The organism is Pseudomonas sp. PvP009 (assembly GCF_017832995.1).
In the GTDB taxonomy this organism is placed as follows: Bacteria; Pseudomonadota; Gammaproteobacteria; order Pseudomonadales; family Pseudomonadaceae; genus Aquipseudomonas; species Aquipseudomonas syringae.
In genome coordinates, this window is the sequence record NZ_JAFIBG010000001.1 from 4,010,289 (window position 1) to 4,033,384 (window position 23,096).

Consider the following 23,096-nt stretch of genomic DNA (forward strand, 5'->3'; position numbering starts at 1 on the left):
TCATGGCAAGCAAACTGACTGCAGATGACATCTCGGGCAAGTTGTTACAAGGCTCATTCAGTCGATCTGGCCCCGCGGTCGATCAGCTGCCGGATCCGATTGTAGATACGCCCATGGTTCTCACCCTGGACGAGATGAAAGCTTTCGAGCAAAACCCGCGCACCGTGACCAATGCGAAGTACAAAGAGATCAAAGATTCCATCAGGCAGCGCGGCCTGGATCATCGCCCTACAGTTACGCGTCGACCTGGCGAAATTAAATTCACAATCAACAACGGTGGCAACACACGCCTGCAGATTCTCCGGGAGCTATACAGCGAAACCGGCGAAGACCGTTTCTATCGACACAATGTTCTGTTTCGGCCCTGGGACTCAGCACGTGGGGAGATTATCGCTCTCACAGGTCACCTTTCGGAGAACGATCTTCGCGGTTCTCTAATGTTCATAGAAAGGGCTGTGGGCATAGAAAGTGCCCGCGCCATTTATGAGAAAGAAGCCGGTGAGTCCATATCTCAAAGGGAGCTGGTTCGAAGGCTAAGTGCCGACGGCTATCCGGTTTCCCAGTCACATATCAGCAAGATGCAGGATACGGTTCGCTGCCTTCTTCCAGTAATACCCAGTGCGCTTTATTCAGGGTTAGGAAAACCTCAGATCGAGCGTCTCCTTTCGCTACGCAAGGCTGCTGGCCAGACCTGGCTCACGCATACAGAGGGGAAAGAACACATCCCTGACTTCGAAGGTTTGTTCCAGGACGTACTTTCGCTGTTCGATGGAGATGCAAGCGAGTTTGTATACGAGCGGGTTCAGGATGAGCTGATCAGTCACATGCAGTCGGGAACGGGGCTATCTTACGAGCAGCTCCTGCTCACACTGAGTGAAAATCAGAACCAAGCACGGCGTTCATCTGTGATCGACACGCCAGTGAGTTTGACGCCAGCTCAACAGCCTCGACCTGACGGTCTTCCGCCTGAGGGTGACGTTCCGGGTATCGATCAGCAACAGGAACCAGGCATTCAGGCTCCCCCATCTGAGGCTGACAAAACCAAGGGCAAACAGGACGTCTCACCGAAGTCCTCAAAAAACGAAGCTGACAAGCCGCCTCAGGCTCCTGAACTCACAGAGGAGGAGCGCGCAGCAAGGGTTGCCGGGCATATCGTTAGCCCGATATCCACCACTGAACGTGTGCAGGATGTAAAGCGGCAGTTGGCAGCCCTCGATGGGGAAAATCTGCCCGACTTCAAGACAAATGCACTGATTTCGATACCCGTCCAAGCGGGTGGGTTACATCCTATCTCTGACGTCTGGTACATCGAACGTATCCTCGATCAGCCGGATGAATTGCGGCCGGTAATCGCTCAGCTCGCCCGGGAAATCGCCCACCTGTCAGGCATCAATCCTGACAGCGTGATTGATGTACCAGGTGGTTTGGGCTTCCTCTGCCAAGACCCTCCTGAGGATGTAGACCTCAGCGATCTGGCCAATAACGTACTGACCCTTCTCCAGTCGATTAGTGGCGTATACGCAATTGCCTTGATCAAAGAGTCCCCAGAGCAACCACTGGATGTGTCCGAGTTTCAGTTCACCGCAGCGCTGGCCCAGTTGCTGTTAGGTAGCCCGAGATACGAAGACCGTGAAGCAATTCTCCAGGGACGCTTGGACGATACCTGCATCGTGAAGCTTTTCCGACTCATTCGCCTCGGCCGACGGCTGGTGGAGCTGGAGATGGGAAGCGTCAGCGTGGTTCAGACCCCATGAGGTTTTTTTCCGACGTTGTGAGACAGGAGTTTGGTCATGTCGAAAAAACATAACCCCCTCAACGAAGCCATGGTCGCGCAAATTCTGCATCACTTGCGCAACGGTGAAGTGAGGCGTTGCCTTGATATGGGACTGGACCCAGAAATTCTGGCACTGCTCCAGCATCCCTCATCACAAAGTGTGTTGCTGAACTCTGCAGTTATCTGGTGCCGCGTGGCAGTTGATCCGGACATGGTGAAGCGTCTGCTGGCGAACAAGGAGCGCACTGATCAGGAAAACCGAATCGTGCAGCGCGCGCTTCGTTTGGGGGCGACGACCCCAATGCTGCAGGAGTTCTTCGGCATGTCCCCCCAAGAAGTTTCCTTGCAACGGGTACTGGTAGGTGTTCCTGGACGCCCTGGGCGATTCAGAGACATTCCCGATGACGCACCTCTGTGGCATAGGTTTGTGCAGTTGATGGAAGAGTACAACGTGGATCATACGGATGGTGTCGCATTACTTGATATCGCGATGATGCTGACGGAGGAGGTAAACGTCCCTCCTGAAGAGCCCCACATCGTGCCTCCGGATCAGATCACCCTGGGCCTCGTCTGGAACAAGATTCAAGGATGGCTGGCTCAGGACCTATACCCGACTGGCAAGAAGCGTAAATCGGCAAGCCTCGTAATGCTGGGGGAGTCTCGGCAACAGTCGAAAGCAAACGCTAATCGGAGCCGGCCGGGTCAAAGCCAGGCGAACAAGCCCGTGGGCAAGGTAGAAGGCGACCGGATGTGATAAGGATGAACCGGCGCCCTTCTCTGGGGGGAGCCATTAATGCCGCTGCCGGGGCTCTACAAAATCATCTGCTGCTCCAGCAATTAAAGCTGGCCCAACAGCAGAGCTCTGGCTCAGATAATAGAAAGTCGGTTGCTGGCTCAGATACTGAGGAGACACTCGACGGTATCGTTTTCAGTGGAAATCCACATGAGACGGTGCCGCGAAGCCTCCTGCTTGATGATCGACTTTCACCGCTTGAGCGCAATGCTTGGCAAGTCTTCAGATTGCTTATTAACGCAGATGGCATCACAGCCTTTCCGACTTATGAACAACTTCGTCCCTACCTTGGCTCCGTCCCAGGAAAATTCGCATCCAGAGAGACTGTAGCGAAGGCTCTGACAGTGCTTCGCTTGACGCGCTGGCTTAGTCTTGGACGCCGAGTAAGAGACTCTCTGAGCGGTCGAATGCAGGGAAACGTCTACATCCTGCATGACGAACCGGTCGGGTGTGTTGAGGCTATGGAGCTTGATCGCGACTACCTGTTGCTTGTAGGCCATTCCCTCGAGCATGCAAATAAAGCTGTCAGGACCGTGGCAGATTTGGCATTCAAAGAATTCGCAGCCGACCCTAATCAATCGACAGGTGTGCTGCCCACGCGACTTGATGTCATTGAGGGTAGATGGCGTAGTCAGGGTTGGCATGATGCACCGAATGCCGTGGATCGCGAAGAAAACCAGCCTGAGTTCGGAATCCGAACTCAGCAAGAAAGCCGGCCCTCAGCACTGAGTTCGGATTCCGAACTCAGTAAAATCAGCGAGAAAGCGAATCTCGATAGACCGAGTTCGGAATCCGAACTCAGTCTAAAATCAGCGTCATACGGCACAGTTCGGATTCCGAACTCATATAGTACGTATACGAATACAAATACATCTGTATGTAAAAGCTCTGTACCGCGCGAGGCTGTGAGCGCTCCAGTCGATCTACCTCCAGGGTTTGAAAGGTTTACAGAGGATCAACGCTTCAGGGCGATGACCGCATTGCAGAGCGTCGAGCCGACACTGCGAGAACCGTTACTTGATCAATGGCGCCATCGTTGCAATAGCGGTTCCGTGAAGAACCCATTCGGTTATCTATTGAGCTGCATGCAGAAAGCCCTGAGTGGGGAATTCAATGCCCAGTGGCAGGCTCCTAGAGCGTCAGCTCAAAATCCACAGGCGCACTCCCCCCAGCCGAAACATCTCAGCAACGCGCCTGATCAACCAAAGCCAACTCCCCCGCCTCCCGTCAAAAAAGTCTCGCCGCAAGATCGTGACGAGTCTTCACTGGCTGCCGGGCGCAGCTCAATGATGGACATCAAGCGGATAATTCGACCGAGATCACAGGGTTGAACAGATCAGCTGAATGCTGCAATCAATGCAAGCACTGTGATTCCACTGGAATCACTTTGAGCACCGACCACAGTGATTTCCCGGGAATCACTTCCAGCTCCAGTCTGGGTGATGCCACTGGCATCACTTTCAGCGCCGATCAGGGTGATTCCACTGGAATCACTTTGAGCACCGACCACGGTGATTCCCCGGGAATCACTTCCAGCTCCAGTCTGGGTGATGCCACTGGCATCACTTTCAGCGCCGATCAGGGTGATTCCACTGGAATCACTTTGAGCACCGACCACGGTGATTCCCCGGGAATCACTTCCAGCTCCAGTCTGGGTGATGCCACTGGCATCACTTTCAGCGCCGATCAGGGTGATTCCCCGGGAATCACTTCCAGCACCGCTCTGAGTCATTCCACACGCAAGCCCACGAAAATCAGGGTCTCCGCCAAAAAACCATTCCGATCAAGAAACGGTTTGTTACTGACCCTGAGTTATACGCGCAGGCAGTCTTGCCTCGCCCTATCAATCATTTCTTATAAAGGAAGCGCTCAGCATGGCTGACAACTTTCAGCTCAACCTCGGTTCATTGCGAAGCAGCGTCAACCTGACCCTGCACACCCACCATGCTTCGCGCCTCTGGTTTGGGCGTCAACGCACCGAAGGCAAGCCTGGCATGATCGGCCTGAGCGGCTTTGCCAACATCCTCAATCGCATCAAGCGTGGCTGTGAACAGGACGATCCTTATTCAGACTGGTTTCTGATCCTTATAGAAGAAAAGATCGAAGCCTCTGAACAGGAAATGAAAGATATCGACGCCAGGCTGGACGAAGTTATGGCCTCACTGCCGCCGATGCTTTCAATAGGTCAAAACCTATCCGTGCAGCCGGTGACACTGCCGCTGTTCCTGTCCACGCCGCTGGCGTTCAAAGCGGTCTTTTTGCTCACTGCCTACGACGAGCTCGTGCGGCGCATTCTTCTGGCCAGCCACGTCGGCCTTATAGACAACAACGCCAAAGGCCAGTGGCTCGATGAGGGGGCTGCAATCCTGCGTCGTCTTTTCGGTTTGAGTCAGCGCTGGAAGTTCTCGGGAGCAAGCCGAGATGATTTTGCGGCCAAGAACGCACGTTCCGAGCAGGCTCGTGAGATGTACGCATCGTTTGGTGAAATCCCCCAAGACATTTTGGAAGGAACTCGCAAATCAAGCTTCGCGCCGTCCCCCTCTTCGGCATCAAATGCCGCGGTCAGTGAAGACGGTGATGACGACGGCTTCGAGGAGACCATCACGCTGGGCCAGCCGCACCCTGACAAGCCTGAACCTGAGTCCGCAGAGTGACTAACGTGACGGCCAACCCCGCGCACCAGAATCAAGAGCGCCAGAGCCTGCAACAGGGTGCCTTCCAACCCCTGCAACAGGATGCCTTCGTAGCACTGCAACATGCGCCCTTCCTAAAAGGCCTTTTAAAACCTTTTAAAGGTAAGGGGGGGATGCTCCAGTTGGCAGAGTTATGCCGGTCCCTTGAAGGTGATCTGAACGCGCTGGCCGAGGATCAAGTGCTTGCCCAGGCCAACAGACATCCCTTCACTCTTCTGCCTGTTCGGATGGTCCGGCAAAGAACAAGCGCTGGCACAGTTTTTCTCCGCTGGCAGGAAATGGGAACGCGGCAGATGGGCGTCAATGTTTGGTCCAGCTTGCTGGCCGACCCCAGAACACCCGAATCACTGCTCCAGGATCTGCACTCCATGGAACAGCAACGCGTCGCTTTGAATATGCAAATAAGTCTGGTCCATACCATCGGCCGGCAGGCCGCCGAATGTGCCGAAAAGATGGCCCAGGCAGATGCCGTTTACTCAGGACGGCTGCAACAGATCTCACAATCCAGCGGCATTTCACCGCACACGTAGAAGGAGTCCTAACATGGGCACATCAGTAGACTGGGAAGGTAACCTTGGCTCTGCTCCAGAATTCAAGGAATTCCCCAACGGCAACAAAGATCCGCGCCGCTTGCTAAAGCTGAACGTTTACTTTGACAATTCAATTCCGAAAGCCGATGGATCAGGCTTTGAGGACAGAGGCGGTTTCTGGGCCAACGTAGAATATTGGCACCGCGATGCAGAACACTATGCCAACTTATTCCAAAAAGGCATGCGGGTCATGATCCAAGGTCGAGCGATCATTGATAACTGGACCAAGGACGAAAAAGAGTTCTCTGCGTTAAAGGTGCAGGCATCGCGGGTGGCCATTCTTCCGCACAGGGTGGAAATGGTCCAATTGGCCCCATCTAGGGTGACCAACCAGCAGCAGAGCGATCAGGGTTCAAGTCAGAGCTACCAGGGATCAACCCAGAGTGATCCTGCTCTGGATTTTGACGACGACATTCCTGTGTAGCCAAACCCTCTGAAAAATCGCGCCCTCTGCGTGATGCTGCTGGTGGAAACGACACTGATCTACGTTGTTCTCCATCAGCAGGCGGGTAATTCTGAATTGCTCAACCGCTGGAGCAAAAAACGCCCTTCTCGTGGATCTACTGGTGAAATGAATCTACGAATCGGGAAGCTAACTTCACGACTATTCTCTTACAGGTCGAATCCAATGAGTGACATCAACAACTTCGTTACCTATGTCATCCGCATGCCGGACGACACCGCATCAAGGACCGCCCTGACTACTGAATTGAATGAGGCGGTTATCAGGAATGGTGGGGAGTTGACCGGAACATCACTAGAGGATGAAATCACGCTCAATGAGCTGTTTGAAGCACGTATGAACGACCTGGATGTCCAAGAAGCCCGGCGGGAAGCTAGGGAGCTGGCGGCAGCTGAATACCTTGAAGATTGAAAAATTCGCCTCGTTCGTGAAGCCTTGGATGTATCCGATCTACTCCACGGGAATCCTCAGTTGTGAGAGCAGCCCCTGCAGCGACGCATGAGACTTCCGATCGGCGTCGTTTCAACAACCCTCATCATGCCGTAATGCTCGCGGGTGCTGACGCGGCGCGTAAAGGCGTCCCCTTACACGAATGCCCCTACCGGCATCCAGCCATGCGCGCATCGTGGCTAAAGGGGTTTGCCCAGGAGCAACAGCAAAGCTTCAAGTTTTGACTCAGGGCGATTAACCCACTCCCCCCACATTTACGGTTACGCATGGCGAGCGCACATCAGGTCTAGGACAGTGCTGCCTCAAGTCACTTTGAGCTCATTGATTCATGACTGCCGAGCCTATTTGCGAAACAACTTTCGTCAAAACTCTTCTCGACATTGCGAAATTCCCAGAGCGGCACCGGGCTGTTGCCAACACTTGGGCTGATCATTTCGACGTACCGGCGGAAGGACGTGACGAGTTCATACTGCACTACCTGACTCACACCTCATCAACTCGATGCTGGTGCGTTGCTCTCCATAACGATGACTCGGTTGCACGTCCAACTGTGGCGCGGCTCGGCAGGCAGCTGCAATATTTCGATGGCCAGCTGATTTCAGCTGTGCGATTTGATGAGAAGAGAAAAGTCCCCGGGCACGCACCAAGTCCGAGCCAAGCTTTGAAGCTGGCTCATCAGTTGATTAATCATGACAGCGCGGATGCACTTCTGACCTCATTCTGCAAACCAGCACGGGACCTGGCGCGGGGTGAAGCGGAACTTAGTATAAGACCGCTGGTGAAATACAATATGGGCGCGCTTAGTTCAGAGGGCCGGAACAAACGTTTCTACGCGCCACGCGGCCGCTTTTACATCACCTGTATCGGCGCGGCACTGAAGAGGTTTTGTCAGAACCTCGACCAGGAGCTGTTGCATGCAGTGCGTTCTGTGCAGTGCCCTTCTGCCAAACTTTACAACTGGCTCGCTCAAGGCGATCGCACACGTCGACTACAGGCCTTGAAAGCACAACCGGTGTTGGTGCCGGTGTTGATCGTTGGGGTTGGAATGCCGTGGCCCATGATCGCAGGTGGACTGCTGGTGGAATGCCCATGGTTCGAACTTCAGGGGTTTTGCTGCTCCTGGGAGGGTGAAACCATCATGGACGGGGCCGGGTTCGTGGGAAAGGCAGCCGACACTGGCTTGCCGCTTAACAGGGTTCTGGCATGGCTGTTCTCGGTACCGACGTCCTCGATCCGTTTCCTTGGCCAGCAGCGGGTCTACGACACCGGCAGCGCGCTCAGTCGTTTGAATTCTGAGGGCCTTGAGGCAGGCTGGGAGCATTTGATCGCGGGCTCTCTGCTAGGCAATCGTCGCCCGAGAACCAAAGCAGAATGGCGTTTTTTCTATTCGTTCAGATCAGCGATTCCATGGGAATTACTCCGACCATTGCGTGATATGAACAATCTTTTGGCGGGCTGCCCTACTGACTGGGCGGACCCCGCCTGGTCAGGCATAGCGACCAAACTTGTTGATTTCAGAGAGCTGTTCGACAATCTAGACCGCGCTGGAAGTTGCGAGGCTCGTAACACCAAGCGCCGGCTGTACGCGTTCTTAAGCGGTTTAAACTTCCGCCAAATATCCAATGTAGTCGATGCGTTCCATGGCGCACTCGCAGACATCAGAGCGGGGCTGGAGCGGGATTTCCCGCCTGAGCCATCTGACTGTTTCACAAGGTGGCCGGGGCTGCTGCTGGGCAGTGATCCAATCACCTGCAGTACGACCGGTTTGCAGATCGTCGAATTACGCTGCCCAGCAGACTTAGACCAGGAGCATCGCTCTCTGGGTCACTGCATCGACACATACGACTTCCGTGCATATTCGGGCAACTGCCGACTCTTATCCATCCGATCTGAAGGGCTGCCGCTGGCATCGGTCGAGCTCACACTCAGAACAGGCCGCAATGAGCGAGTGACTGGCGATTTTACACCTCAGCATTTGCATATCGCTCAGATTAGAGAACACGAAAACAAAACCCCAGATGCTCACTCGGCAGTGATGAACGCTTTTGAGTTATTCATGGCCGCAGTCAGAAGCGGTCGTATGCCCGTGCTCCTGGAATGGCCAAATATGGCGATGAAGATGGCGCGTTACGCTGATGAAAAATCGATGTTCAACATCCGCTTTGGGGAAGAGATCGTGGGCTGGGCTAACAGTTTGTTGGACAAGGGGCTCTGAAGATGGCATCGGCCCAATTGATGAACAAGCGTCCGGTATTGCTTCGCAAAGCCATTTTCGATGGCTACGACTTCGGGCTGTCCCTGAGTTACCTACAGGGTGCAAACAAGCTTTTGCTTCGCCGGAGGGGCTTTTTCATACGCAGGTCTGATCACCCACTGAACCAGTTTTGGCGTGTGCCCAAAGACAAGCTACTCGATGACCTCGATGTGCTCTATCGGGAGCTGGCAGAGCTCGCAGATGGCAAACACATCGAAAGCTGGCAAGCATTCAGAGACAGGATTACCTCTGCCCAGTCCGACGTGCACCGTGACGCATTCACCTGGGGGATGAAGTTCAGGCTCGCGCCGCTGGCGGAAGGCGGTGTGATCCTGTCGGGAGATTTTCATCCTGGTGCTGTAGCGATCGCCAAGCGCATGCGTGGGGTGTTCCTCTCGGCGGGCAAAGCCTGGCGAGTGCAGGGCACACCAGAATTGGTTCGCAGTAACCTGATTCTGGAACTGGGATTGGACGAAGATCAGTTCGAAATTCTGGACACGCTGCAGGAGTTGCTCGCTGACGGGTCGGTCAAGGCGGTGAATGAGGTCACCAGTATCAGTCTGGGTGGCCACTCTCCGGAGTCGACCAAAAGCGAAGAGGAAGTTTCAGATTCAGGTATCTACCTGGCATCTGTCCCATCCATCAGAAACACCGAGTTGACCAGTGCCGATATCGATAAGGCGCTGGAAGGATTCTCGCTGATGGATCATCAGCCAGCAGGAATCAAGCACCTGCTGCAGCGCACGAGCGCGCTTTTGGCCGACGACATGGGACTGGGTAAAACTCGCCAGGCTGTGATCGCCGCTGGTATACGCGCGCAAGGTAAACCGGTTCTGGTGATTGTGCTCAACAGCCTGATCATCAACTGGCAGCGTGAGATCCTGATGGTGTTTCCTCAGGCTCAAATCGCAATGCAAACTTTTGATGCGAACGCTGGCTGGATCATCGTGAACTACGAGAGGCTGGGTGATTTTGTCATGCACGCGAATCGTTTCGCGGTGATGGTCATTGACGAGGCTCACCGACTCAAGGAACCCACTGCTGCATGGACACGCCACGGCTTCGACATCGCGGCTCAGGTACAAAACCGCTACTTGTTGACGGGCACGCCTGTGCTCAATCGCGAAGCCGAGCTGCACACACTCCTCAGGCTTTCAGGCCATCCAATCGGACAACTGCCCCTCAATGAGTTCTGCGAGCGATTCGCCGGCAGTCCTGAGTTTCGCAAGACGCTTAGAGATGAGATATCCGACTGGATGCTTCGTCGCCGCAAGGATGTGCTGCCCAACCTGAAGGGGAAGCAGCGGCAGACTGTGCCGGTGATACTCAGCCAGACAGAACGTGACGAGTACAATCAGATCATGCGCAGCGACCAGCACCGATTCGCAAGGCTGGGCGCACTGCGTCAGCTGCTCGAGCGCGTGAAGGTACGGATCCTTGCGGATCTGATGGCCGAGCTGGACGTCGACGACAAGGTGATCCTCTTCTGCGAGTATCAGGAATCCGTCGCCACGTTGCGCGAGCACTGCCTCAAGTTGGGCGTCGGGTGCGTGACGTTGGTGGGAAGTGACTCGCCCAAGAAGCGCCAGAAGGCGATTGATGCTTTCCAGCAGGACCCGGACTGCAGGGTGTTCATCGGGACCAGATCGGCCGCCGGAACAGGTTACAACCTGACTGCTGCGAACTATGTCTTTTTTCTGGGGCTTCCATGGACACCGGGGCTGCAGGACCAAGCTGAGGATCGAGCCTATCGCAACGGGCAGTTGCGCATGGTTGTCGTCAAAATCCCTCTAGCTGAGGACACCATCGACCAGCAGCTGTGGCAGATGCTCATGGACAAGCGCGCCCTGGCCAGCGATCTGATCGATCCGGAAGCGGAGGAGTCGAGCAAAAAAGCCCTTGCCGAGATTCTTTAACCGGCTGTGGCAGGAGGCCATGACTTCGAGCTATGTTGCTTAGCCAAGCCGCATGGAGTCGATACATGCCATGCCCCTTCAAAGCGCGCCAAAGAAAAAGGACGATCTGAGTGCTGAAACCAATTCTGAAAGAACCCAGTGTCAACGAGAGTGAGAGGGTCCTGTCTGCCATCGTGTCAAACACGTTCTTCAGTCTCTGGTGTTATCCGAGCCTGTTCCGCTCAACAGGCAAGGGTAAGGAGTTCGCCGACCTGACGATCTATTTCAACAACACTCTCGTCATTTTCTCGGACAAAGGCCATGTCAACTTTCAGGAGCACAATGATATCCAGTTGGCCTGGAGCCGCTGGTACCGGGCTGCAGTCAAGGAGTCTGCAAAGCAGCTGCATGGGGCTGAGAGTTTGGTCAGAAACCATCCCGACAAGCTCTTTCTCAACAGTAAGCTGGAGGATCCGTTCCCGTTCGATTTGACTAAACCAGGGTTGAAGATCCATCTGGTAGCGGTCACTGGCGGGATTGGTCAGCACGCCCAGCGGTACTATGATTCACAAGGGGCCGGTAGTAGAGGAACACTTGTGTATAGCTACGAGGCAGCTGAAGATTATTTGCTGGAGAAGCCGTTTCTAGTAGGGGATGTCGATCCACGAAAAACATTCGTCCACGTACTCGATGAAAGCGGTCTGAAGCTCCTGTTTGAGGAGCTCTGTACACCGGAAGATTTCATCCACTTCCTAGACACAAAGGAACGGGTTATCAGAAGAGGAGCCTTCTTATCCAGCGCTGGGGAGGAGGAGACGCTCGCGTCGTATTTGCAAGAAGAAAGTGAACACGGCTTCGGCGATCTCAGGGTAACAGCTGGCTATGAAGGCCACTGCTTCAGGATCCCAGAAGGGGAATGGAAATATTACAGGCAGACTGTTGCATACGCGCTCCGCCATGCCCACAAGAAAAACGCAAAGCTCTGGAACCAGATCATTGCTCGGTTCGCTGATGCCATTACTGATGCATGTGTGGGAGAGGCCAAGGATGTTCCTTTGCTTGGGCATTCAGATGCTCTTCAAATCCTGGCTTCTGAGAACCTGTATTCAAGCAGCTTTCTAGCATCTTCCTTGTTCGAGAAGTTCAACCAGGTGCCCAAAGGCATGCGCTCTGCGCGAACAGCACCGTCCACTGCCAAGCCAGACCGTTTGTACATATTCCTGTTCTTCCCTTGGGATGACAGCTTTGCGTCATATCAGGAATACCGTGAGGCACGGAGGGATTGCATGCAATTGTACGCAAGCGTGGCGATGTACAAATATCAGAAGGCGAAGGAAATATTGATTTTCGGAGCTGACACAAAAGGCAGCCAAGTTGCATCTGAGACAATCATCGCCGTTGATGCGAGTGTTCCCCTCACAAGCGAGGGCCGAAAGATGGCTCAGCATGCAATGAAGACCTTACACATCCTCGATCACGTTTCAGAAAGAGTGATCCAAACATCCAACTCTGGCGCGGATCTCGGACGTAATGACCCGTGTCCGTGTGGATCGAAGAAAAAATACAAAAAGTGCTGCATGGTTACCGGCATGCATTGAGCTGTGGAGTTGTCGCGTAATTGAGGACCGCTTCCGTCCTCATGCATCTCTACCATGGATAACCTGAATCGATCCGTTAAGGGTTTAGCAGTGCTTTGCAACCTGAGCGCTGGCACCTTGGCCACCATCAAGAAATGGGGTCAAGGCACACATGATCAGGCAGCTTTCCACACTTTCCATACTCGCGCTGTTCGCCGGATGCACGTCTGTAGCGGACAAACCGGTTGGACCTGCTTTCGACAGCAGCCAGAATCCTGAGCTGCTCTCGCCAGACCTGTACTCAAGTGGCGCAAAGTCCGGTCAGGAGCCAATGGTCCGCTATGGTCGCTACGCCCTGGTGAATACCGCTCCGGAAGCGGAGCAACGCGATCTGATGGCCCAGATCATCGATGTCAGCATTCCCGCCAACATGCATCCGTCCGTCCAGGACGCGATGCAGTATGTGGTCAGCCGCTCAGGCTACACGTTGTGCCCACCGAGCACCGGTCACGTAAACATCTTGTTCACACGTCCTCTTCCGGCTGCCCAGTACAAGCTCGGCCCAATGAGCCTGCGCAACACGCTGCAGGTACTGGCCGGTCCGGCATGGCAGGTCAAGGTCAACGAAGTAACGCGCGGTGTGTGTTTTGTACTGCGGCCAGGTTACCAACTGCCAGAGACGTCTAAGCCCGTGGCACTGGCTCAACCTGCGCAACCGGCCAGCACTGGATCAACCTCGGTAGCCAGCACCTCCTCTGCCGTTACTGTTGTAACTGCCCCGGCAACCGGAACCCCATTCAGCAAGGACACATCGCCTGCAGGGCAACCGCAAACCACGGTCGTCACGCAGGCAAAAGCGCAACCAGCTGCATCCATCAGCACCCCAGCCAAGGAAGGCACCCCTACACAGCAAAAGCCGACTCCTGTGAGCGCGGCTCCGGCGAAGGCCACATCTCAGACCACCGTCACCAAGAGCATCGTTTCGACCAGCCAGGCTCCTATGAAGCCTGAACCAGCAGCGAAACCCGTAGCAACCGCTGCGCCACAGCAAACGTGGAATGCACCTGTGGGCAGTACCTTGCGTCAATCGGTTGAAGACTGGGCCAAGCGGGCCGGCTGGCAGGTTATCTGGGTACCGGAGGACCTGGACTACCCCATCGAAGCACCGCTGAGTTTCACAGGCTCCTTCAGTTCGGCGGTCAGGCAGATATTCCCACTGTACGACAACGCCAAACGGTCCTTTGTGGTGGACGGTAATGAGGGCAATGGTCAGCAGGTTCTGCACGTATCGGAGAGGAAAAAATGAGCATGCCCTTCATGCGTCAGACCGCTCTGAGTCTCGCTGTTCTATCGGCATCAGCCTGCTCAGTCCAACGGGTGGATGAAGCCGCTGCACGGGCAGAGGCTACCGCCGATTCTGCCGGCCGTTACGCGGCTATACAGCGTAACAAGCAGCAACAGGAACGTCGGGACACAGTGATATTCAGCGACAAACCCTGGGTTTCAACGCAGCCAGTTGTTGCGAGACGAGGCATCCCCTCCAAGTATGACTGTGAGGTCGCATATCGGCCTGCTGGCAGTGTCGGAATTGCTGAAATTGCCCAGTACATTTCCAGACAGTGCGAGATCCCTGTACTGGTCTCGCCCGATGCCCTCAATCCAGGTCTGCTGAACGCTAATGCACCCGCTCCGGGCAACAATGCGCCTCCAATCAGCACGGCCCCAAACCCTGACAGTCTCGCTGGGTTGCTGCCTGCTGGCATTACAGGCAGCTCCAACCTGGCGCAGCCCTCTCAGGGGAGAAGTTCTGACTTCGCATCCATGCTGACACCGAACCTCGTCAGTGGGTTGCGCTACTCAGGGAAAGCCTCGGGTCTGCTGGATGAGGTCACCGCGCGGTTGGGACTCACCTATCGATTCAATCCCACATCACGGTCAGTGCAGGTCAGCTATTTCGATACCAAGGTGTTCGACGTCTACGCATTTGGAGACGTGCAGGAAATCAAAAGCACCGTCAGATCCGGTATGACCACCTCCTCAGGCTCGGGAAGCGGTTCGTCGAGCGGATCGTCGTCAGGCAGCAGTTCTTCAGGCGTTTCGGGTGACTCGGGCAGCAACCAGAGCACGACCGTCACGCTCAACACATCGATCCTGACTGACATCCAGAGCAACGTGAGAGCCATGCTGAGTACGTCGCCGCCTGGCCGTATGTATCTGTCGCCCTCGACAGGGACGTTGACCGTGACAGACCGGCCCGACGTGCTTGCAAACGTTGAGACCTATCTGGCCAAGACCAACCACGCGATCACCCAACAGGTACTGTTCAATGTGAAGGTGTTTGAGGCGACTCTGACCGACACCGATCAGTTGGCTTTGAACTGGGCGGCCGTCTACAACTCGCTGAGCACAAAGTGGGGCCTGTCTCTCTCGAATACTGTGCCAGGCATCAGCTCCAGCGCAATCTCTGGCTCTGTCGGCATTGTCGATACAGCCAACTCCGCCTGGGCAGGTTCCAACGCGATCATCCAGGCAATCGCAGAACAGGCCCGGATCTCGAATGTTCGCTCACCGTCTGTAACCACATTGAACCTGCAGCCTGCTCCGCTGCAGATCGGCAACGTTCAAGGCTACATTCCATCGGTTCAGACCAACACCACGGCATCAGTAGGCTCCAGCACAGCAATTACTCCTGGCACGATCACCTCCGGTTTCAACATGACGCTGCAACCGCGCCTGATGGACGACGATGAGATGCTGCTCATGGTGTCGATCAATATGAGCTCCAAACCTACCTTCGAGCCATTCACTAGCAACGGCTCCAGCGTTCAGATCCCCAACTACGATGCGAAAAGTCTGTCACCTAAGGTGAAGCTACGCAGCGGCCAGACATTGATCCTGTCGGGCTTTGAGGAGCTCAGCGACAACACGGACAAGATCGGCACAGGCTCACCGGGATTCTTCGGTCTTGGAGGTGGGCGTAAACGCACCTCGTCAAAAAGCGTTCTGGTGGTGTTGATCACCCCGATTGTGACCAACTGACATGGCGAACCTGCTCTCCCTGTTACGAAAACGCGCGCCGCGCGCTCAAATGCCCAGTGACGGCAAAGTTCAGATTCTGACTTATCACGGTCGATCTTTCGTGACAGGCCTGCTGTGGCACCCGTTGGGCAGCCTTACCGGCTACATGAAAGAAGCACGCCAGTTCGGTCGCACCCAACAAATGGACATCGTTGCTATCAGGCATACCGAGTCTGTGATTCAGGCTGGATTCGTTTCGCAGAATGACGGTGCAGTCAAAGGCATGTACTCGCTTGCAGCCGCACTCGCTGGGCAGCTGGGCGCATCGTGGCTTGCTGCCTGGAAGATCGAAAATACCGAGGACAGATACGCCTTGGTCGCAGTGTACCGAGGCGCGGTCATCCCGGGCGCTGACCTGGTAGGTAGCAGTGAGGAAATAAAAAAGAAAGTGGCTCAGCAGCTGAGCCGCTCCATGAGCTTCGACAAGATCTTTCTCCCGCCGGAGTTTGGTCGCGGTGGCGAACAATTTGACCCTGAAACATTGTTGCAGCCATCAAACCTCAAGCGCGAATACAAGCTGACACCGCTGGCATTCGGCCTGTCCAGACAGGAGTTGATGAAAGCCGCGGTGATTGGTGCCTTGGTCGTGGCCGGCCTGATTGGGTGGCACCAGTGGAACGAACATAAGCTGCAACTTGCTCGCCAGGCGCAGGAAGCGGCAGAGGCGGCAAGGCAAGCTGAATTGGATGCCCTGAACCAGCGAACAAACGCACCAGTTGTGATCGAGGCGCTTGTACATCCGTGGGTGAAACAGCCTTCTGTCCCAGTATTTCTTGAAGGCTGTAACGGCGCAATTGACCAGTTACCACCGGCAATCGAAGGGTGGTTATTCGTTTCCGCTAAATGCGACGGAACGCTGATGTCGGCCAACTACAACCGCACCGGCAACAGCACCACGATGGCTTTCAGCGCAGCTACGGCGGGCTACTTTGCTGATACGCCAGCGTTTTACGACGAAGGCAACATGGCCGCAGTGAAGCTCACGTTCGAGCTGCCGCTGGCGGGTGATGACGCTCTGAACCCGGCAACGCAAGCTTTGGACAGCATCACTTCATGGCTGCAAGCCCAAGACCTGCAGCCCAAGATCACGGAAGTACCTGTGACGGTTGTCCAGCCACCAGCTTTGCCTGGCCAACCCGCGCCTCCACCACCACCTCCCCCGGATTACCGACACTTCGAAATCCGCTACACGAGCCTGTTGCCGCCAGCGACTGTTCTTCAAGGCGTGCAAAGCACTGGAATGCGCCTGCGTGAAATCAAAACCGACTTTCAAGACGGCAAATTAACCTGGAACGTCATAGGTGACCTCTATGTGCATTAACACTCGCGCCTCAACTCTGCTGACCCTACTGTTGTCGTGCGTGGCTGCCGGCAACATGGCCGTCGCGGCGGATCCATCCCCCAACGACCTCAGTCGGATCAACATTGGCGAGTTGTCCCAGGTGCAGAGTGAAACCTTGCTCTTCACGGCACAGGCGGCGCGAGCTCGTGCCAAGGAAGACATCGTAAACGGGGCCAAAACGACCACGTCCGCGCCGGTTCAGGTTACGCAGAACGCTTACACGACGCCCGCCCCGGCCAGCAACAGCACACCGCAGTTGCCAGTGGTCAAGACCGTGTTCAGGACGAATAACGCTCTGTATGCAACGTTGCTGTACGGAAGTGGTTTCGAGGTCGATGCATCAGTTGGCAATGCCGAGTTGCCAGGAGGGTTCAAGGTAATCAGCGTGTCTCTCGACAGCGTTGTACTGGGCCATGACGGACGCCGATATCCACTAGGGTTCTCGACCCGGGCGCCGATTGGTTCGGTCGACGCACCCCAAATGTCACTGCAGACACTCAAGCCTATAGCTCCCGGCCAGCCCTCGGTTACGAGTCCGCTGTCCAGCATGTCGCAGGAGTTACAGCGATGAGCGGCGCGGTACGAATTGAGCCAGACATCAAGGCTGATCCGTTGGCACGCCAGGTCACCCGGCCAACCGCAGTCGTGCAACCGATAACCATCGCCATGCAATCTGACGTGGTCGGAACAGTCCTTACTGCTGAGGGACAGCGGTGGGGGGACATTACCAGCGAGTTGCGTCAGCTGGTTGCCTTGTTGGCACCTGCCCCAGAGGCTGATGAAGCTGAACTGCTCGTCTCGTCTCAGCACATGCACGACCCTTATGTGATGGCATTTATGGACCGCCTGGACAGAGCTGGCGTGCCGTTTCAGACCATCAGCAGCACGCTCAGCGATATCAAGTCTCTGTACCAGAATGCGGGCAAAGCTTTCGCCGGATCTATCGACAGTACCCAGCGCCAACAAGAGGTGATTCGCATCATCGGCGCGGCCCATGGACGCCGTGCTTCCGACGTTCACTTCATCGTTGGCCACGAAATCACCTACATCAAGTTCCGTGAGGACGGTCTCTTGCGGGAATACGGGCAGATCCAGAGCGCCGTAGGTAACGAGCTCTGTTCTTCACTCTTCAACTCAATGTGCGACGTCAAATCTGAGGGCTACTATCAACCGGAATTGAAACAAGATGCGCGCATGGCTCGCACCTTCCTCGATCAATTGGGACTGTCCGGAGCCCGTGTAGCTACACGCCCTCTGGTCGAAGGGCCTTTGATGGTGCTGCGACTGATCTATGACGATCAGGAGAAACAGTCAGTCGACGATCTGGGGTTTCTGCCAGAACAGAATTTGCTGTTCAAGCGGCTGCGAAGCCTTCCTTACGGCGTGATCATATTGACCGGTCCAACTGGATCAGGGAAATCGAAGTCGCTCCAGGTGCAGATCAACCTTCTGGCTGAAGAGTGCAAAGGCACGAAACATATCCTGACCGTTGAGGACCCGCCCGAGTATCCGATGCGTGCAAATCAGTCCCCTCTTGGCAGCAATGAGACATGGGGAGAATCCATTACAAACTCCGTGCGACTCGACCCCGACATACTGATGTACGGGGAGATTCGCGACCTTGAATCAGCTCAGGGGGCACTGCGCGGGGGGATGACCGGCCACCTCGTTTTATCGACTCTGCACACCAACAACGCTGTAGCAGCAATTCCTCGCCTGATCGACATGGGTGCAGATACAAGCCTGGTCACCGACCCAACACTCATTGTCGGTCTTATCAACCAGTCACTCTTGCCAACGCTGTGCAAGAAGTGTCGCGTGCCTGCGCGCAGCCAGATCAGTACCCTGGATCCGCAGCTGGTCGAGAGGCTTGAAAAGATGACCGTGCTCGATCAGGTTTATTTGGCTGGGCCAGGTTGCTCTCTATGCCGTGACGGGGTCAACGGCAGGGTCGCTGTCGCAGAGATTCTTCTCCCGACCCACCGGTTCATGGAGGAGATCCGCAAGAACGGACCAAGCGCAGCGCGCCAGTATTGGGTCAAGCACATGGGTGGTATCACGAAGGTTGCCCACACGCTCATCAAGATCAATGCGGGGCTGATCGATCCGCGCATGGCAGAGGCCGTAGTCGGGCCAGTGGATTTTGACAGCTACATGCTGGATGCCGAGCCACCTGAGGTTGAAGCCCATGCTGAGTAAGGCGATGGACGCCTGGTCAGGGCTTGTAGAAGGCTTTTACAGAAACCAGTTCGGAGGCAATGAGCGTATCCGGCTTTACGAGAGCATGACCGCCCTGCTGGAGAACGGGGTGCCTCTCGACCTGGCTCTTGATCGTATCGGATCGATCTACAGTGACGGTGGCCGCCGTGCTCGACATCCGATTGCCCTTGCCAGCTATGGCATAGGCAAGGCTGTGGACGGCGGCAAGACGCTAGCCCAGGCCTGCCTTAACTGGGTGCCTTATCAGGAGCACGCCGTAATCAGCGCCGGCGAGAAGTCAGGGAACTTGATCCAGGCATTCAGCGACTGCGTGCGGATCATCGAAGCTCGGCAAAAAGTGATGAAGCTGGTGGTCTCAACGGCCTCGTACCCGGTTTTTGTCTGGAGCCTGATGGCCTACTTGCTGAACGTAATCGCCACCCGGGTGGTGCCGGCCATGAGCCGCTCATCCAACCCAGAAGCCTGGTCCGGCGCACCCATGGTTCTGCACATGATCGCCACCTTTGTGACTAACTGGGGACTTCTGACTTTGTGCCTTGTGGTAGTCCTGGTTGTCACCAGTGTCGTCACTCTGCCTTACTTCCGTGGCCCTTGGCGGACAAGGCTGGAGATATTGCCTCCCTGGTCAATCTACAAAGCGCTCCACGGCTCAACGTTCCTCCTCAATATCGCGGTCATGCTGCGAGCAAACATCGATCCGCTCGGAGCGTTGGACACGTTAAAGCGTGGGGCAAATCCGTGGCTGCGTGAACGCCTGGAAGCCGCCCACTACGGGGTTCGGATGGGTAAAAACTTTGGGGAGGCTTTAGATCTTTCCGGGCATGAATTCCCAGACCACGAAGCGATTCAATTTCTGATTGTTCTCTCCACTACGCAGAGCTTCTCGGCTGCAGTGCACCGCTACAGCCTTCGCTGGTTGGAGATATCACTGAAACAGGTCGAGCGTTACGCAAAGACACTGTCCCTCGTATCCATGGTTCTGATCGGCCTGTTGATGATTCTGGTCATGGTCGGGGCCTACAGCATGACCGGCAATGCCACACAAGGCATGACGCACTGAGCACTACACCCGTTACCCACATACCCAGGACCACACACATGCAAAACACCACTCACTCCGCTCGGGCGAACCAGATCGGTTATATCTCGATTGAATTGCTCTTCGTTCTCATCGTTATCCTGATCGGGATGGGCTACGCCCTTTACAACGGTTGGGGCGCGATGGGCAGTTCGGACGTCAACAACGAACAGGGTAACGTCGGTCAATTGATCGCGAACACTCGCAAGCTCAAAGGCAGTACCGGTTACGGAGCGTCAGGGACCGATCTGATCGCCCAGCTCAGCTCGATACGTGGCCTGCCCAATATGTCGTTCTCCAGCGGCAAGCTCTACAACGCCTGGAGTGGCCAGGTCACTGTGGTTGCCAACGGGATGACATTCACCGTGACCGAGGCCGGTTTGCCCCAAGATGCCTGTGTGACACTGGCCACGAAGATTGGACGCGGGCAGAAGGTCACCACCTCTATCAATGGCGGCACAGCTGTGAACGGCGAGGTGAGTTCAGCTGCTGCCACCAGTGGCTGCTCTACTGATAGCAACACGTTGGCTTGGACGGCCTACTGAGCATGAACCCAATTATCGACACGCCTTTTAGTGACCTCTACTTGGGGCCGGATTTTACGGACGTAAAAGGCCTGGATGGCCAGAGCGGACGTGTCGAGGCTCCGGAAAACTGGAAAGAAAGCGCCCTGCTATTACGGGAGGAATGCGCAAAGCATTTTGAAGTGCATCAGGATCCTGAGTTCTCGTTGATCAAAGAAGGAACGGTGCTTCGCGTCACTCAGATACCCGATGCCTTTGGCCAGGCCGTGTTCGTACTGCGCAGATCAAATGCGCAGGTCCGGCAGTTCGACCAATTGGGTTTTCCTGAAGACCTTGTCGAATCGCTGCTTACGAAGCAGGTGCGCGGCCTGGTGATTTTTTGCGGCGAGATTTGCACCGGTAAGACGTCAAGCGCAGCTTCGCTGATCATCGCCAGGCTAAATGCGTGCGGTGGGATCGCGTTGGCTGCAGAGGATCCAGCTGAGACAGATTTGAACGGTCGTCACGGACCTGGTCGTTGCATCCAGATGCAGGTTTCGAGACGCAATGGCGGGTATGAGGAGGCTTTGATGAGAGGCCTCCGCTCTGGCGCGGACATGATGCTTATCGGTGAGATCAGAGACACCCCCACGGCAGTTCAGGCAGTGCGAGCGGCAATCAATGGCCTGTTCATCATCACCACAGTTCACGCGGGAACAGTACCGCAGGCGATCGAGCGAGTAGCGACTCTTGCGGAGCCGGCCATCAGCAACGTCCGATCAATTCTGTCACAGGGTTTGGTAGCTGTAGCTGCGCTTGCCCTCGAAGGTGAAGGCGAAATGCGACATCTGAAGATCCAGAGCCTTTCACTGACTGGACCTGACGGCCCTGGTATTCGCGAGAAGATCCGTTCGAATCAGATCGCGATGCTTAGCCAGGATGTGGATCAACAATCGAACAGGAGCCTCTGGGGATGAATGTTCTCAAGCATGGCCAGACCAGAAAGAATGGTTTTGTGGTGATCGAGCTGCTCTTCGGCCTGATCATTTTCGCCATTGCGTCGGCCATAGGCGTCTCGCTGATGGCCGACAGGATGGATGCGCAGAACTATCAAATCGCAGCTCAGCAACAGCAGCAGATCGCAGAGGCCGCTTCTAAATACTTGAAGGACAATTTCGCAACGGTCTATGGATCGGCGGGCACAACCACGCCTGCGACGATTACCCCTCAGATGCTACGCAACACCAACTATCTGCCAGCCAGCTTCAGTGACACAAATGCATTCGGTCAAAGCTTCGTGGTGCTTGCTCGAAGGGTCAACGTCAACCAGCTCGAATCCATCGTGATCACTACCGGTGGCCAGGCTATCGATGAGATCGGTACCCGGACGATTGCGGAAAATATGGGTGCGCCGGGTGGCTTCATCCCGTTCAACAACACCGGCGTTATCCAAGGAGTACGAGGCGGCTGGCAACTTGCGCTGAGCAACTATGGGATCAACCCAGGCGTTGGCCACACTGCGAGTGCCTTGTTTCTCCAGGATGGCACGCTCTCCAACGACTACCTGTACCGCAACGCCATCCCAGGAAAGCCTGAACTCAATCGCATGAACACGGCGCTCAGTATGGGAGGAAACAATGTCAACGATGTGGCTGCATTGAACGCCTCTGGAACAGTGACGGTTGGAGGTAATGTCGACACTGCTGGGTCAGTGAACGCCGTTGGCAATGTGAGTGCCTCGGGATCTGTCACAGCCCAGGGGAATGTGAGTGCGTCGGGGAGCGTCACAGCCCAGAGCAACGTCATCGCTGCAGGTGATGTATACGCGCAGTCGGTGAATGCCTCGGCCAACCTCACGGGGGCGGCTGCCCGCATATCAGGCGAGACTGTCACAGGCGGTTGGTTTCGCACTCAGGGCGACACCGGCTGGTACAGCGAAAAATGGGGTGGTGGCTGGTACATGAGTGACTCGGACTGGGTTCGGGTCTACGGCGACAAGAACCTCTACACAGCCGGGAACATCCGGGGTGGGACAGTGACTTCGGAAGGTCGCGCGACCGTCGGTGAATACCTGCAGCTGAATGGCGTTGCAACTGCCGGCACTGCCTGTGCTGCAAACGGTATGGTTGGTCGAACCAGTACGGGTCGATCCCTTTCTTGTGATAACCAGGTCTGGGTGGTGAACGGTTCCAGTGCCCCTACCTGCACGGCAAAAACCATCCCCGGCTACGACGCAAACGACGTCACTACCTACGCTTGCCCAGTCGGCTACACAAAAGTTGGTTGGGACACGGCCGGCTCAGGCCAACGATTCAGCAGCACCCCAGGAATCGTGGTCGGCCAGAACGATTACGCCACCATTTTCTGTTGTCAGTTCTGACCAGGC

At 55.6% G+C, this 23,096-nt stretch carries 21 protein-coding genes; 20 read left to right on the top strand and 1 reads right to left on the bottom strand.

Features of this window, described 5'->3' with window-relative positions; genetic code table 11:
- Window positions 1–2: 2 nt before the first annotated feature.
- Genes JOE29_RS17050 through JOE29_RS17060 form a run of 3 tightly spaced genes read left to right on the top strand, consistent with a single transcriptional unit; the run spans window position 3 to window position 3,898 of the window.
- A complete protein-coding gene (locus JOE29_RS17050; protein ID WP_003317583.1) occupies window positions 3–1,754 on the top strand; it encodes a ParB family protein in 1,752 nt (583 codons plus the stop codon).
- A 36-nt stretch (window positions 1,755–1,790) separates the two neighbouring features.
- Window positions 1,791–2,528 (top strand): DUF2857 domain-containing protein, encoded by a 738-nt coding sequence (locus JOE29_RS17055; protein WP_003317582.1) that lies wholly within the window; start codon window positions 1,791–1,793, stop codon window positions 2,526–2,528.
- A gap of 5 nt (window positions 2,529–2,533) precedes the next feature.
- Window positions 2,534–3,898, top strand: coding sequence for an STY4528 family pathogenicity island replication protein (locus JOE29_RS17060; RefSeq protein ID WP_161937021.1), 1,365 nt, complete (start codon window positions 2,534–2,536; stop codon window positions 3,896–3,898).
- Window positions 3,899–3,903: 5 nt separating this feature from the next.
- On the opposite strand, the gene JOE29_RS17065 is transcribed toward JOE29_RS17060, so the two are convergent.
- Window positions 3,904–4,299, bottom strand: coding sequence for a mucin 17-like protein (locus tag JOE29_RS17065; RefSeq protein ID WP_210078029.1), 396 nt, complete (start codon window positions 4,297–4,299; stop codon window positions 3,904–3,906).
- Window positions 4,300–4,441: 142 nt separating this feature from the next.
- Between JOE29_RS17065 and JOE29_RS17070 the strand changes: the two genes are divergently transcribed.
- The 17 genes from JOE29_RS17070 (at window position 4,442) to pilV (ending at window position 23,090) form a co-directional block, all read left to right on the top strand.
- Window positions 4,442–5,221, top strand: a complete 780-nt coding sequence (locus JOE29_RS17070; protein WP_003424989.1) for a PFL_4669 family integrating conjugative element protein — start codon at window positions 4,442–4,444, stop codon at window positions 5,219–5,221.
- Window positions 5,218–5,790, top strand: a complete 573-nt coding sequence (locus JOE29_RS17075; protein WP_003317580.1) for a DUF3158 family protein — start codon at window positions 5,218–5,220, stop codon at window positions 5,788–5,790. The genes JOE29_RS17070 and JOE29_RS17075 overlap by 4 nt, the downstream gene beginning before the upstream one ends.
- A 13-nt stretch (window positions 5,791–5,803) precedes the next feature.
- On the top strand, window positions 5,804–6,274 hold the full coding sequence (locus tag JOE29_RS17080) for a single-stranded DNA-binding protein (RefSeq protein ID WP_003317579.1): 471 nt from the start codon (window positions 5,804–5,806) through the stop codon (window positions 6,272–6,274).
- A gap of 204 nt (window positions 6,275–6,478) precedes the next feature.
- Window positions 6,479–6,724, top strand: a complete 246-nt coding sequence (locus tag JOE29_RS17085; protein ID WP_016567505.1) for a hypothetical protein — start codon at window positions 6,479–6,481, stop codon at window positions 6,722–6,724.
- A 62-nt stretch (window positions 6,725–6,786) separates the two neighbouring features.
- The gene (locus JOE29_RS17090; RefSeq protein ID WP_080231810.1) at window positions 6,787–6,987 is read left to right on the top strand and encodes a CrpP family ICE-associated protein; all 201 of its coding nucleotides are present in this window, start codon (window positions 6,787–6,789) and stop codon (window positions 6,985–6,987) included.
- A 104-nt stretch (window positions 6,988–7,091) separates the two neighbouring features.
- Window positions 7,092–8,978, top strand: a complete 1,887-nt coding sequence (locus JOE29_RS17095) for a hypothetical protein (RefSeq protein WP_058444039.1) — start codon at window positions 7,092–7,094, stop codon at window positions 8,976–8,978.
- Between the two features lie 2 nt (window positions 8,979–8,980).
- Window positions 8,981–10,933: a DEAD/DEAH box helicase gene (locus JOE29_RS17100; protein WP_099266530.1), complete on the top strand. Its 1,953-nt coding sequence runs from the start codon at window positions 8,981–8,983 to the stop codon at window positions 10,931–10,933.
- Window positions 10,934–11,043: 110 nt separating this feature from the next.
- A complete protein-coding gene (locus JOE29_RS17105; RefSeq protein WP_058444035.1) occupies window positions 11,044–12,510 on the top strand; it encodes an SEC-C domain-containing protein in 1,467 nt (488 codons plus the stop codon).
- A 151-nt stretch (window positions 12,511–12,661) separates the two neighbouring features.
- The gene (locus tag JOE29_RS17110) at window positions 12,662–13,795 is read left to right on the top strand and encodes a TcpQ domain-containing protein (protein WP_004409808.1); all 1,134 of its coding nucleotides are present in this window, start codon (window positions 12,662–12,664) and stop codon (window positions 13,793–13,795) included.
- Window positions 13,792–15,528 carry a PilN family type IVB pilus formation outer membrane protein gene (locus JOE29_RS17115; RefSeq protein WP_016567500.1) on the top strand — a complete coding sequence of 579 codons (1,737 nt, stop codon included), beginning with the start codon at window positions 13,792–13,794 and terminating at the stop codon, window positions 15,526–15,528. The genes JOE29_RS17110 and JOE29_RS17115 overlap by 4 nt, the downstream gene beginning before the upstream one ends.
- Window position 15,529: 1 nt before the next feature.
- A complete protein-coding gene (pilO2, locus tag JOE29_RS17120) occupies window positions 15,530–16,888 on the top strand; it encodes a type 4b pilus protein PilO2 (protein ID WP_003425003.1) in 1,359 nt (452 codons plus the stop codon).
- On the top strand, window positions 16,878–17,480 hold the full coding sequence (gene pilP, locus JOE29_RS17125; protein WP_003425006.1) for a type IV pilus biogenesis protein PilP: 603 nt from the start codon (window positions 16,878–16,880) through the stop codon (window positions 17,478–17,480). The genes pilO2 and pilP overlap by 11 nt, the downstream gene beginning before the upstream one ends.
- Window positions 17,477–19,108 carry an ATPase, T2SS/T4P/T4SS family gene (locus tag JOE29_RS17130; protein WP_003425008.1) on the top strand — a complete coding sequence of 544 codons (1,632 nt, stop codon included), beginning with the start codon at window positions 17,477–17,479 and terminating at the stop codon, window positions 19,106–19,108. Before pilP ends, JOE29_RS17130 begins: the two co-directional genes overlap by 4 nt.
- A complete protein-coding gene (locus JOE29_RS17135) occupies window positions 19,098–20,189 on the top strand; it encodes a type II secretion system F family protein (RefSeq protein WP_003425010.1) in 1,092 nt (363 codons plus the stop codon). The genes JOE29_RS17130 and JOE29_RS17135 overlap by 11 nt, the downstream gene beginning before the upstream one ends.
- Before the next feature lie 38 nt (window positions 20,190–20,227).
- On the top strand, window positions 20,228–20,752 hold the full coding sequence (locus tag JOE29_RS17140) for a type 4 pilus major pilin (RefSeq protein WP_003317566.1): 525 nt from the start codon (window positions 20,228–20,230) through the stop codon (window positions 20,750–20,752).
- A 2-nt stretch (window positions 20,753–20,754) separates the two neighbouring features.
- Window positions 20,755–21,687: an ATPase, T2SS/T4P/T4SS family gene (locus JOE29_RS17145; RefSeq protein WP_003425013.1), complete on the top strand. Its 933-nt coding sequence runs from the start codon at window positions 20,755–20,757 to the stop codon at window positions 21,685–21,687.
- Window positions 21,684–23,090, top strand: coding sequence for a shufflon system plasmid conjugative transfer pilus tip adhesin PilV (gene pilV, locus JOE29_RS17150; protein WP_003425014.1), 1,407 nt, complete (start codon window positions 21,684–21,686; stop codon window positions 23,088–23,090). The genes JOE29_RS17145 and pilV overlap by 4 nt, the downstream gene beginning before the upstream one ends.
- Window positions 23,091–23,096: the final 6 nt, after the last annotated feature.